Source organism: Alphaproteobacteria bacterium (assembly GCA_015231795.1).
Classification (GTDB): domain Bacteria; phylum Pseudomonadota; class Alphaproteobacteria; order Rhodospirillales; family WMHbin7; genus WMHbin7.
The window spans coordinates 155,698-168,350 of record JADGAX010000001.1; the positions used below are offsets into that span (position 1 = coordinate 155,698).

The following is a 12,653-nucleotide window of genomic DNA, read 5'->3' on the forward strand; positions in this document are numbered from 1 at the left end:
TGAGCATGAACGAGCGCGATCCCGTCGACGTCTATATGAACACGCTGGTTCCCATGGTGGTCGAACAGACCAGCCGGGGCGAGCGGTCCTATGACATCTATTCGCGCCTGTTGAAGGAGCGCATCGTCTTTCTGACCGGTCAGGTCGAGGATTACACCGCCAGCTTGATCTGCGCCCAGCTTCTGTTCTTGGAATCCGAGAACCCCAACAAGGACATCTCGTTCTACATCAACTCGCCGGGCGGCGTCGTCACCTCCGGTTTGGCGATTTACGACACGATGCAGTTCATTCGCCCCCAAGTGTCCACGGTCTGCATCGGCCAAGCCGCATCGATGGGGTCGCTGTTGCTGGCTGCCGGGGCCGCTGGAAAGCGCTATGCGCTTCCCAATTCGCGCATCATGGTCCATCAGCCTTCGGGCGGGGCCAGGGGGCAGGCCACCGACATCGAGATTCAGGCGCGTGAAATTCTGGCTTTGCGTGCCCGTTTGAACCAGATTTACGTTAATCATACGGGCCAAGCTCTCGACGTCATCGAGCGCGCCATGGAGCGCGACAACTACATGACGGCCGAAGAGGCCAAAACCTTCGGCCTGATCGATCAGGTCTTCACGAGGCGGCCCGAGCCTTCCGAGGGGCAATAACAACCCCGCGACTTGGCTTGTCGCCTGCAATGAACTATATATTCCCTAATCTCCCGGCTAGGAGTTGACCCAGCAATGGCCCGCGTAACCGTAGAAGATTGCGTCACGAAGATCCCCAACCGTTTTGAACTGGTGATGTTGGCCGCCCAGCGCGCCCGCGACATTTCCACCGGTTCGCATTTGACCGTGGACCGCGACAACGACAAGAATCCCGTTGTGGCTCTGCGCGAGATCGCCGACGAAACGGTCAGCCTCGAAGTTCTCAAGAACTCGCTGGTGCAAGGGCTGCAAAAGCATGTCGAGAACGACCAGCCCGAGGACGACAACCTCGAGGGTCTGGCCGCCGCCGACATGGCTTTGGACGTGGGCGAGGCCAATATCGACGAGGAAGTGGCCGAGGACGGCCTGACCGTCGAGGAAGAACCCGAAATGACCGGGTTCGAAGACATCGCGCCGGGCGAGGAGGCTTAACCTACTCCCTCTGGACAGCGGATGATCCGGCAATTCGAACTCGTCGAGCGCGTTAAGGCCTACGATCCGTCCGCAGACGAGGATGCCATCAATCGCGCTTACGTTTACGCCATGAAGATGCATGGCGCGCAGAAGCGCGCCTCGGGCGATCCCTATTTCTCGCATCCCATCGAAGTGGCCGGCATCCTGACCCAGTTCCATCTGGACGGCGCCTCGATCATCACGGCCCTGTTGCATGACGTGATCGAGGACACCACCTCGACGCTTGAGGAAATCCAGAAGATTTTCGGCGCCGACATCGCGCGTTTGGTCGATGGCGTGACCAAGCTGACGCGGCTGGAACTGACGTCGGACCAGGCCAACAAACAGGCCGAGAATTTCCGAAAACTGGTCCTGGCCATGAGCGAGGACATTCGCGTTCTGCTGGTCAAGCTGGCCGACCGGCTGCACAACATGCGCACGCTGCACTACATTGAAAATCCTGACAAGCGCAAGCGCATCGCCATGGAGACGATGGAGATCTACGCGCCGCTGGCTGAACGCATCGGCATGCAAGAGATCAAGAACGAACTGGAAGACCTAGCCTTCGGCGAATTGCACACCGATGTGCGCCAGTCGATCACCAATCGATTGGATTTTCTGAAGCAAAGCGGCGGCAACCTGATCGGCCACATTCTGGCCGAGCTTGACGACGTGATGAAGGGCAACAAGCTGGTGGCGGAAATCTCGGGCCGCGAGAAAACGCCCTATTCGATCTGGCGCAAGATGCAAAGAAAGGATGTCGGCTTCGAGCAATTGTCCGACATCATGGCCTTTCGCATCATCGTGGACAATGTCGATGGCTGCTATAGGGCCTTGGGCGTGCTGCACAGCCATTATCCGGTGGTGCCCGGCCGCTTCAAGGATTACATCAGCCTGCCCAAGCCCAACGGCTACAAGTCGCTGCATACCGGCGTTCTGGGGCCGGAACATCAGCGCATCGAAGTGCAGATCAGAACGCGCGACATGCATGAAGTGGCCGAGCTGGGTGTGGCGGCGCATTGGAATTACAAGGATGGCGGCCCCAATACCGATGGGCGTCAGTATCGCTGGCTGAGAGAGTTGCTGGACATTCTCGACCATGCTTCGGGGCCTGAGGAATTCCTTGAGCACACCAGACTCGAGATGTTCCAAGACCAGGTGTTCTGCTTCTCGCCCAAGGGCGACTTGATCGCGTTGCCGCGCGGCGCCTGCCCGGTCGATTTCGCCTATGCGGTTCACAGCCAGGTGGGCGACACTTGCGTCGGCGCCAAGGTGAATGGGCGCATGGTTCCCTTGAAGGCGGCGCTGGTCAACGGCGATCAGGTCGAGATTCTGACGTCGAAGGCGCAATCGCCGCAGCCTGCCTGGGAGCGATTCGTCGTCACCGGCAAGGCCAGGGCCTGCATCCGGCGCTTCATCCGCAATCAGCAGCGCAGCCAGTTCCTGGCCCTGGGCCGGGAAATTCTGAGCAAGGCTTTCCGACAGGAAGGCTACGAACTGACCAACAAGGCCCTGGACGGCGTGATAAAGCAGTTCAAGGCGGCTAGCGCCGACGATCTGATCGTCGAGGTGGGCGAGGGCCATCATACCGGGCGCGAGGTTCTGCTGGCCGTCTATCCGGGGCTGAAGGAACACCACCACGCCCCCAATGTCGTACCCTTGCCCAAGCAGAAGGACAAAACGAAGCAATCTGGCAAGCATGAGCATGCGGTGCCCATCAAGGGGCTGATTCCCGGCATGGCCATGCACTTCGCCGGATGCTGTCACCCGTTGCCGGGCGACCGCATCGTGGGCATCATCACTACGGGCCGCGGCGTCACCATCCACACCATCGATTGCGACATGCTGTCGAATTTGCAAGATCAGCCCGAGCGCTGGTTGGACATCGCCTGGGACGCCGGCGCCGAGATCAAGTCGCACACCTCGCGCATCAGCATGGTGGTGGCCAACGAGCAGGGCAGTCTGGGCACGCTGGCCACCGTGATCGCCAAGAACAAGGGCAACATCACCAATGTCAAGATCACCAACCGCTCGACCGACTTTTTCGAATTGATGGTGGATGTCGAGGTGCATGACGTCCGCCACCTGACCAACATCATTGCAGCCCTTCGCGCCACGCCCGAAATCAGTTCGGTCGACCGGGCGCGCAGTTGACCCTTCCGACGCGAGACATGCGATGACGCTTCCCTACCAACGCCTGGGCATCAATATCGATCACGTCGCCACGCTGCGCAACGCCAGGGGCGGAAGCCATCCCGATCCCGTCTTGGCGGCGCTGCTGGCCGAAAAGGCGGGTGCCGACGGCATCACGGCGCATCTTAGAGAGGACAGGCGCCATATCATGGATGGCGACGTGGATCGGCTGATGGCCGAATTGTCCCGACCGCTCAATCTGGAAATGGCCGCCATCGGCGAGATGGTCGAGATTGCCGTGCGCCTGAAACCGCATGCCTGCTGTTTGGTGCCCGAGAAGCGCTCTGAACGCACCACCGAGGGCGGCCTTGAGGTGGCGGGTGATCTGGCGCGCATTTCCGACGTATCGGCACGCCTGAAGAATGCGGGCATCCGCGTTTCGCTGTTCATCGAACCCGACGAGCGTCAGGTGCGCGCCGCCAAGGCTGCGGGAGCGCCGGTGATCGAACTGCATACCGGCACTTATGCCGAGGCGGGAGGCGGCGAGGGGCCAGAGATTGTGCGGTTGCGTCGGGCGGCAGAGCTGGCCGCCGAGATTGGGCTGGAATGCCATGCCGGACATGGTCTGACCTATGCCAATGTGAAGCCGGTGGCGGCCATTCCGAATATCGTCGAACTGAATATCGGCCATTTCCTGATGGGAGAAGCGATGTTCGTGGGTCTGGAAGCCAGCATTCAGGCCATGCGCCGACTGATGGACGAGGCCAGGGCGTGATCCTAGGCATCGGCAACGATCTGGCCGATATCCGGCGCATCGAACAGACCCTGCAGCGTTATGGTCAGCGTTTCTTGAATCGCATCTTCACGCCCACGGAAATCGCCAAGGCCATGAAGCGCGCCGATCCCGCTGCGACGCTGGCCAAGCGTTTCGCCGCCAAGGAAGCCTGTTCCAAGGCCCTGGGCACCGGCTTCAGGAAGGGCGTTTTCTGGCGCGACATGGGCGTGGTCAATCTAGATACCGGCCAGCCGACCCTGGAACTGACCGGCGGCGCGCTTTCCCGCCTGCAAGAAATGACTCCGCCGGGCTACAGGCCGGTCATTCACCTCACCATGACCGACGAACCGCCGATGGCCGAAGCCATCGTCCTGATCGAGGCTGTCAGGATTTAAACATTACGGGGTGCAGGTGGAGTTTGCATCGTTTTCAAGGTTATCAAAGTGATTTCGGGAATCGTGCCGAAACGCACGGGAATGATGCTGGTGCCGATGCCGCCGCTGACCACCAGCGGCCCCTTGTCGCCGTCGATCAATCCGTAGGCATAGCGTTGTCCGTAGATTGAGGGAACTACCAAACGTCCCAGCAGGGGCAGATTGACCTGTCCGCCATGGGTGTGTCCCGCCAGGGCCAATCCAGCCCGCCTTGGCAGTTCCGGATAACTGTCCGGATGATGCATCGCTACAATGAGAGGGACGTTCCTTGGAATGCCCGCCAACGCCTTTTCAGGCCTGTCATTGTCGGTCGTCTTGTCGCCAACGCCAGCCAGCCAGATATCGGCGCCTTGCCAGTTGAGGACGATGGATTTGTTTTCAAGCACGGGGATGCCCACGGACTCGAAGGCTCGGGCGACGCGCCCGCCATCCAGCCACCAATCGTGATTGCCAAGAATCGTATAGACGCCCAAGGGGGATTCAAGTTTCGACAAAATGTGGGCCGTGGTTTCGGGCGGGACGAAGCGGGTGAATAGGCCGCCCGCGATATAGTCACCCATCAGAACCACCAGATCGGGCCTTTCGGCGTTCGCCATGGCGACGACGCGCTCAAGTTTGGCCTCGTCGATATGGGGGGCGCCAGGATGCGGATCGGCGATCGCCAGGATGCGAAGCTCGGGCGCGTCCTTCGGCCAGGAAGGCGATTGAACGGTCCAGCGCCGGACATGCAACAGGTCCGGCTCGACGAAAAATCCCCAGGCAAAACCGGCCACGGCAAGGCCCAGGCAGAAGAAAGTCAGTCGTCTGAACAAGCGAAGGCACCCAGCACGAGGAACGGTCAATCCATAGCTGGTTATATTTGCAAGAAAAGCAATGGGATAATGGTGCGGCAAGGCGCCCTTGACATTAAAGGTCAGGACTGGCTTCATCCCGGACTGAAAAGCTAGGATTTTGCCAGTGGATTTCAATATTTCCCGATTCTTCGCCAGCAGTCAGGCGCGCAAAAAGCCCAAGCCCCAGGATGGTTCCTGGAGCGAGACCACGAAGACCGTGCTTTATGCGGGATTGATCGCGCTTGGCATTCGCACCTTGGCTTATGAACCGTTCAACATTCCCTCGGGGTCGATGATTCCCACGCTTCTGGTGGGCGACTATCTGTTCGTTTCGAAATTTTCCTACGGCTATTCGAGACATTCTTTTCCTTTCAGCGCCGCTCCCTTCAAAGGGCGACTTTTCAAGGGCGCGCCAGAGCGCGGCGACGTGGCGGTCTTCAAGCTGCCCACCGACAACAAGACCGACTACATCAAGCGCATCGTGGGACTGCCCGGCGACCGCATTCAGGTGAAGAACGGAATCTTGCACATCAATGGCGAAGCGGTGAAGCGCGAGCGCATCGCCGATTTCGTCTTCAAGAACGAGCATGGCAACACGACGCGCATGGTCCAGTATCTGGAAACGCTGCCGGGCGGGCGGGTGCATCCGATCATCGAGATCAGCGACATGCTGCCTCAGGACGACACGCATGAATATGTGGTTCCCGAGAACCATTTCTTCGCCATGGGCGACAATCGCGATAATTCCAAGGACAGCCGTTTCCTGTCGGAAGTGGGATATATCCCCTCTGAAAATCTGGTGGGGCGGGCGGAGTTCCTGTGGTTCTCGACCGATGGTTCGGCCAGCCTGTTCGAATTCTGGAAATGGCCCTCGGCCACGCGTTTCTCGCGCTTCTTCGGCGCCGTGCGTTAGGCAATGGCCAGGGATATCGAACTCCGCCTAGGTCATCGCTTCAACAACCCATCCTTGCTGACCGAGGCCCTGACGCATCCCAGCGCCTCGGCGCCCTTGTCTCCCAGCTATCAGCGCCTGGAATTCCTGGGCGACCGGGTGCTGGGCTTGGTGGTGGCGCGTTTGCTGATCGAGCGTTTTCCTCACGAGGCCGAGGGTGATCTGGCCAAGCGCCATGCCCAGTTGGTCAGCCGCGAGACGGCGGCCAAGGCCGCCCGCTTGCTCGACATCGGCTCGTTCATCAGGTTTTCCAAGGGCGAGATGGAAGCAGGCGGCCAGGGTAGTTCGTCGGCCTTGGGCGATGTGATGGAAGCGCTGCTGGGCGCCATCTATCTGGATGGCGGATTGGCCCCTGCCGAGGCCTTGGCCCTGCGCCTGTGGGAGCCGATGCTGTCTTTGGACCTGACGCCACCCAAGGACGCCAAGACGGCGTTGCAGGAATGGAGCCAGGCGCGCACATTGGGTCTGCCCGTCTATACTGTTGTGGGACAGAGCGGCCCGGCGCATGATCCGAGGTTCGAGGTCAAGGTTCAGGTTGGCGTCCATTCGGCTTCGGGCGAGGGGGCTTCGAAGCGCGCCGCCGAGCAGTTGGCCGCCAAGTCGTTGTTGGATAAGGTTGAGTCATGAAAAAAGCCGGATTTGTCGCCGTTCTGGGCGCGCCCAATGCCGGAAAATCGACGCTGGTCAATCAGTTGGTCGGTTCCAAAGTGTCCATCGTTTCATCGAAGGTGCAGACCACGCGCACCCGCGTTCTCGGCATCGTGATGCATGGCGAATGTCAGGTGGTGCTGATGGATACGCCGGGCATTTTTCAGCCCAAGCGCCGGCTTGACCGCGCCATGGTGGCGGCGGCCTGGACCGGGGCCGAGGATGCTGACGTGCTGTTGCTGCTGATCGATGCCCGCAAGGGATTCGACGCTGAAAGCCAGGCCATCGTTTCGCGTTTGAAGGAACAGAAGAAGCGCGCCTTGCTGGCGCTCAACAAGGTCGATCAGTCGGACAAGGGCAAGTTGTTGAAGCTGGCCGAATCGCTGCATGCCGAAGGCTGTTTCGACGAGGTCTTCATGATCTCGGCCCTGACCGGCGACGGCTGCGACGTGCTGATCGACAAGCTGGCGTCATTGATGCCGGAAGGCCCCTATCTGTATCCCGAAGATGAACTGTCCGACATGCCCCAGCGTTTGCTGGCCGCCGAAGTTGTGCGCGAGCAGCTTTATCACAGGCTTTATCAGGAACTGCCCTATCAGGCGACCGTGGAAACCGAAGCCTGGGAAGAGCGCCGCGACGGCAGCGCCAAGATCGACGTCACAATTTACGTCGAGCGCGACGGCCAGAAATCCATCGTGCTGGGCGAGAAGGGGGCCATGGTCAAGGCCATCGGCCAGTCGGCGCGCCAAGAGCTTGAGCAGTTGCTGGAACGCAAGGTCCATCTGTTCTTGTTCGTCAAGGTGCGCGAAAACTGGCAAGAAGACCGCGAGCGCTATTCCACCTGGGGATTGGATTTCGAGGCCTAACCGCTCTATCCTTTCCCCATGGACTGGACCGACGACGGCATTGTCTTAACGACCCGAAAATTCGGCGAAAGCGGGCTAATCGTCAGCCTGCTCACCCGCGAGCATGGGCGCCATGCCGGGCTGGTGCGTGGCGGGGCGGGCAAAAGGGCGGCGGGCCAGTACGAACCCGGCAATCTTGTCCACGCGGTTTGGCGGGCGCGCCTGGAAGAACAACTGGGGTCGCTGGCTTGCGAGGTGCGCAGCAACCACGCCGCCCGCCATCTGGCGCATCCGGCAAGGCTGGCGGCCTTGATCTCCGCCTTGTCGCTGGTGGAAACCGCCCTGCCCGAGCGCGAGCCGCATAGCAGCCTGTTCGACTCGCTGTCGGCCCTGTTGGTCATCCTGGGCGAGGAGGGCTGGGAGCAGGCCTATATTCGCTGGGAGATGATCTTGCTGGCCGAACTGGGCTTCGGCATCGACCTGTCTTGCTGCGCCGCCACTGGCAAGAATGACCAACTGGCCTATGTCTCGCCCAAGTCGGGCCGCGCCGTCAGCCTGTCGGCGGGGGCGCCCTGGAAGGATAAGCTATTGAAACTGCCGGGATTCTTAGTTGAGGGAGAAGGCGGCAGCATCGCCGATGGCCTGAAACTGACCGGCTATTTCCTGGAATCCTGGCTTTTCAACCATTTGGGCCGCCCTTTGCCTGCCGCCCGCACACGGCTTGTTGACCGGCTGGGCTGATACCCACTATATCTAGCCCCCATGAACGAACTGTCCCCCAACGGCGGCGAAATCCGCGATACCGGTCTGGCCGATGCGCTCAGCGAGCGCTATCTGGCCTATGCCCTGTCGACCATCGTTTCCCGTTCGCTGCCCGACGTGCGCGACGGGCTGAAGCCCGTGCATCGGCGCATTCTGTACGCCATGCGCCAGTTGAAGCTGGACCCCGAGTCCGGTTTCAAGAAGTGCGCGCGCGTGGTTGGCGACGTCATCGGTAAATATCACCCGCATGGCGATTCCGCCGTGTACGAGGCGATGGTGCGCCTAGCCCAGGATTTCGCGGTGCGCTATCCGTTGGTGGAGGGGCAGGGCAATTTCGGCAATATCGACGGCGACAACGCTGCCGCCATGCGCTACACGGAATCGAAGCTGACGGCGGTGGCCCAGGCCCTGATGGATGGGCTTGACGAAGACGCCGTCGATTTCAGGCCCACCTATGACGGGTCGGAATCCGAACCCGTGGTCATGCCCTCGGCTTTTCCCAATCTGCTGGCCAATGGTTCGTCGGGCATCGCGGTCGGCATGGCGACCAATATTCCGCCGCACAATGTTTCGGAACTTTGCGACGCTCTGTCGCACATCATCAAGAAGCCCGGCTGTTCGGTGGACGAACTGGTGCAGTTCGTGCGTGGCCCCGATTTTCCTACCGGCGGCATCCTGGCCGAGCCGGGCGAGAACATCCTGGAAGCCTATCGCACCGGGCGCGGCGGATTTCGCCTGCGTGCCCGCTGGGAAGTGGAAAAGCTCAAGCACGGCCTGTGGCAAGTGGTGGTCACGGAAATTCCCTATCAGGTGCAGAAGGCCAAGCTGATCGAGCGCATCGCCGGACTATTGTCCGAAAAGAAGCTGCCGCTGCTGGCCGATGTGCGCGATGAATCAACCGATATCGTGCGCGTCGTTTTCGAACCCAAGAACCGCACCGCCCAGCCCGAAGTGCTGATGGAGCAGTTGTTCCGCCAGACCGATCTGGAAACACGCATCTCGCTCAACATGAATGTGCTGGACGCAGATGGCGTGCCGCGCGTCATGAATTTGAAGGAAGTTCTGCGTGCCTTCCTTGATCACCGCATGGTGGTGCTGGAGCGCCGGGCTAGGCACCGGCTGGGCCGCATCGATCACCGGCTGGAAGTGCTGGGCGGTTATCTGGTGGCCTATCTCAACCTGGATGCGGTGATCAAGATCATCCGCAACGAGGATGAACCCAAGCCCGCATTGATGAAGAAGTTCAAGCTGTCGGACGTGCAGGCCGAAGCCATCTTGAACATGCGGCTTAGGGCCTTGCGCAAGCTGGAAGAAATCGAAATCAAGCGCGAACATGATCGCTTGAGCGCCGAAAAGACCGAGTTGGAATCGCTGCTGGCCGACGAGGCCAAGCGTTGGCGGGCCATCGGCGCCGAGATCAAGGACATCCGCAAGAAATTCGGCCCCGAGACGGCGCTTGGCAAGCGCAGAAGCGATATTTCCGGCCCGCCGCCGGTGATCGACGTGCCCATGGAAGCCATGGTCGAGCACGAGGAACTGACCGTTGTCCTGTCCGAAAAAGGCTGGGTGCGCGCCATGAAGGGCCATCTGGAAGACACGGCGGAACTGAAATACAAGGAAGGCGATGGACCGGCCTTTATCTTGCCTGCCGCCACCACCTCGAAAATCCTGGTTTTCGCCTCGAACGGCCGCTTCTATACGCTGTCTGGCGACAAGCTGCCCAAGGGGCGCGGCCATGGCGAACCTATCCGCCTGATGATCGATCTGCCCAACGATGCCGAAATCGTGACACTGGTCGTCCACAAGCCGGGCGACAAGCTGCTGCTGGCCTCGGCCCTGGGGCGCGGTTTCGTGGTCGAGGAAACCGAAGTTCTGGCATCGACCAGAACCGGCAAGCAGGTGATGAATCTGGACGACGACGACAAGGCGATGTTCGCCGTTCCCGCCGATGGCGATCATGTCGCCATTATCGGCGAGAACCGCAAGATGCTGATCTTCCCGCTGAACCAAGTGCCCGAAATGGGCAAGGGGCGCGGCGTGATCTTGCAGCGCTACAAGGATGCGCATCTGTCCGATCTGAAGGTCTTCGTGAAGAAGGAAGGCCTTAGCTGGATCGTCGGCGGCCGCGTGCGCACTGAAACCGACCTGGGACCCTGGATCGGCGAACGCGCCCAGGCGGGCCGTCTGCCGCCCACTGGTTTTCCGCGCTCGAACCGCTTCGACGGGTAGTAAAATCTCCCCTTGAACCTAGCCCCAACTTGCCTAAAACTGGTTCCATGATCCTGACTGCGGGAACATGGCGGAAATGGCTGGCGAACGGGCTTTTGGCGCTCGCGCTGATGCTGTCGCATGCGGCGCCGGTCATGTCGTTCGAGCAAACGACCACCCCCGCCCATCATGCGCAAGCGCAAGAAGGCCATTGCCAAGATGTCTTGGCCGATCAAATGCCTGCTTCAACGGTTCCGCAGGCCGCCTGTCAGGCCTGTCCTGGCATGGCGATCTTCCTGCCCGAGCCGATGCGTCTTCCCATCCGCGTGGCCGTTTTGGGATTCGCCTTGCCGGAACCGCAAGAAAGGCAGGGGATTTCCATCTCGCTCGATACGCCGCCTCCGAAATCCTTGTCCGTCGTCTGACCATTTTTTGAAACGACGAACAACGAGGATTTCATGATCGATCTGTCACGCCGCCAGTTGCTGGCGGCCACGGCCATGGCAAGCGCCTGGGCCACATTGCCGAAAAACGCGCAGGCCGCATCGCCGGTCCAACTCTCCATCGAAAAGCGCACGCTTGAGGTCAAGGGCAAGGCGGCCAGCGTTTTCGCCATCCGCCAACCCGACGGGACGCAGGGCTTGCGCGCCAAGGCGGGCGAGCGTTTCAGGGTGCGCCTTACCAACAAGGCGGGCGAATCCAGTCTGATCCATTGGCATGGGCAGACCCCGCCCATGGCCCAGGATGGCGTGCCCGGCATCGGCCAGGATGCGCTGAAGGATGGCCAAAGCTGGGATTACGATTTCCCCTTGCGCCCCGGCACCCACTGGATGCATTCGCATCACGGCCTTCAAGAACAGCTTCTGATGGCGGCCCCCTTGATCGTGCGCGAGGATGCGAAGGAAAACGTGCAGGAAGTGGTGATCTTGCTGCACGACTTCACCTTCAAATGGCCCGAGGAAATCCTGAGCGATTTGCAAGGCGGTGGCGGCAATCATAGCGGTCATGCCATGCCAGCGCCCGCTCCCCGGCATGGCGCCAGCGGCCATGAACATGGCAGCCATATGAACCATGGCGGCAATGTCGCCCCTATGACCATGGGCCATGCCAACGATGTCGATTACGACGCCTATCTCGCCAACGATCGCACGCTGGACGATCCCGAGATCGTCAAGGTCGAGAAGGGTGGGCGGGTGCGGCTGCGCATCATCAACGGCGCCACCACCACCGGCTTTACCATCGACACCGGCGGCTTGACGGCCATGACCTTAAGCGTCGATGGCAATCCGGTCAGGCCCGTTCAGGGTAAGAATTTTCCGCTGTCGATGGGGCAACGGATCGATCTGCTGGTTGATATTCCGAAGGATGGCGGGGCTTTTCCCATCCTGGCCCTGCGCGAGGCGGCCATTGAGCGGACGGGTGTCATTCTGGCGACGAGCGGCGCCAAGGTGAGCAAGCTGTCTGGCGAGGGCAAGGCTGCGTCGAAACTGTTGGACCTGTCGCTGGAAAGCCGACTGGTGGCCGTCAGGCCATTGGCCGAGAAGAAACCCAACCGCAAGCTGGTGTTGGAACTGGGCGAAATCATGGGCAAGTATCTGTGGACGCTCAACGGCCAGGCTTACGGCCAAAACGAACCCTTGAAGGTAAAGAAGGGCGAGCGGATCGAACTGACCATGGTCAACCGCACGATGATGATGCATCCCATGCATCTGCACGGACACCATTTCCAGGTGGTGGCGTTGCAAGGAAAACCCGTGAGCGGTCCCGTGCGCGACACCGTGATCGTGCCCTCCATGATGGGCGAGGTGACGGTGGCCTTCGATGCCGACAATCCAGGCCGCTGGCCCTTGCACTGCCACAACCTGTTCCACATGGCGGCGGGCATGATGACGACGGTCGATTACATCTGAGCTTGGCTTAACGCTTCCCG

Annotated in this window: 13 protein-coding genes; 12 read left to right on the forward strand and 1 reads right to left on the reverse strand. The window is 60.6% G+C overall.

Annotated features, from left to right (window positions below; genetic code table 11):
* The first annotated feature begins 5 nt into the window (after positions 1–5).
* The 5 genes from clpP to HQL44_00720 all read left to right on the forward strand — a co-directional run bounded on the left by clpP (position 6) and on the right by HQL44_00720 (position 4,436).
* Positions 6–641, forward strand: a complete 636-nt coding sequence (gene clpP / locus HQL44_00700; protein MBF0267086.1) for an ATP-dependent Clp endopeptidase proteolytic subunit ClpP — start codon at positions 6–8, stop codon at positions 639–641.
* Between the two features lie 75 nt (positions 642–716).
* Entirely contained in the window at positions 717–1,112 is a 396-nt protein-coding gene (locus HQL44_00705) for a DNA-directed RNA polymerase subunit omega (protein ID MBF0267087.1), read from the forward strand.
* Positions 1,113–1,133: 21 nt separating this feature from the next.
* Positions 1,134–3,287: a bifunctional (p)ppGpp synthetase/guanosine-3',5'-bis(diphosphate) 3'-pyrophosphohydrolase gene (locus tag HQL44_00710; protein ID MBF0267088.1), complete on the forward strand. Its 2,154-nt coding sequence runs from the start codon at positions 1,134–1,136 to the stop codon at positions 3,285–3,287.
* Positions 3,288–3,309: 22 nt separating this feature from the next.
* Entirely contained in the window at positions 3,310–4,041 is a 732-nt protein-coding gene (locus tag HQL44_00715; GenBank protein ID MBF0267089.1) for a pyridoxine 5'-phosphate synthase, read from the forward strand.
* Positions 4,038–4,436 (forward strand): holo-ACP synthase, encoded by a 399-nt coding sequence (locus HQL44_00720; GenBank protein MBF0267090.1) that lies wholly within the window; start codon positions 4,038–4,040, stop codon positions 4,434–4,436. Before HQL44_00715 ends, HQL44_00720 begins: the two co-directional genes overlap by 4 nt.
* On the opposite strand, the gene HQL44_00725 is transcribed toward HQL44_00720, so the two are convergent.
* Positions 4,433–5,317, reverse strand: coding sequence for a metallophosphoesterase (locus HQL44_00725; protein MBF0267091.1), 885 nt, complete (start codon positions 5,315–5,317; stop codon positions 4,433–4,435). The two genes, HQL44_00720 and HQL44_00725, sit on opposite strands and share 4 nt — an antisense overlap.
* A gap of 127 nt (positions 5,318–5,444) precedes the next feature.
* Here HQL44_00725 and lepB point away from each other — a divergent pair, with 127 nt between their 5' ends.
* Genes lepB through HQL44_00760 form a run of 7 tightly spaced genes read left to right on the forward strand, consistent with a single transcriptional unit; the run spans position 5,445 to position 12,633 of the window.
* A complete protein-coding gene (gene lepB, locus HQL44_00730; GenBank protein MBF0267092.1) occupies positions 5,445–6,221 on the forward strand; it encodes a signal peptidase I in 777 nt (258 codons plus the stop codon).
* A gap of 3 nt (positions 6,222–6,224) precedes the next feature.
* Positions 6,225–6,887, forward strand: a complete 663-nt coding sequence (gene rnc, locus HQL44_00735) for a ribonuclease III (protein MBF0267093.1) — start codon at positions 6,225–6,227, stop codon at positions 6,885–6,887.
* A complete protein-coding gene (gene era / locus HQL44_00740; GenBank protein MBF0267094.1) occupies positions 6,884–7,774 on the forward strand; it encodes a GTPase Era in 891 nt (296 codons plus the stop codon). The genes rnc and era overlap by 4 nt, the downstream gene beginning before the upstream one ends.
* A gap of 18 nt (positions 7,775–7,792) precedes the next feature.
* On the forward strand, positions 7,793–8,494 hold the full coding sequence (recO, locus tag HQL44_00745; GenBank protein ID MBF0267095.1) for a DNA repair protein RecO: 702 nt from the start codon (positions 7,793–7,795) through the stop codon (positions 8,492–8,494).
* 21 nt (positions 8,495–8,515) lie between these two features.
* Entirely contained in the window at positions 8,516–10,744 is a 2,229-nt protein-coding gene (gene parC, locus HQL44_00750; protein ID MBF0267096.1) for a DNA topoisomerase IV subunit A, read from the forward strand.
* A 47-nt stretch (positions 10,745–10,791) separates the two neighbouring features.
* Positions 10,792–11,148 carry a hypothetical protein gene (locus HQL44_00755; GenBank protein ID MBF0267097.1) on the forward strand — a complete coding sequence of 119 codons (357 nt, stop codon included), beginning with the start codon at positions 10,792–10,794 and terminating at the stop codon, positions 11,146–11,148.
* Between the two features lie 33 nt (positions 11,149–11,181).
* A complete protein-coding gene (locus HQL44_00760) occupies positions 11,182–12,633 on the forward strand; it encodes a multicopper oxidase family protein (GenBank protein MBF0267098.1) in 1,452 nt (483 codons plus the stop codon).
* Positions 12,634–12,653: the final 20 nt, after the last annotated feature.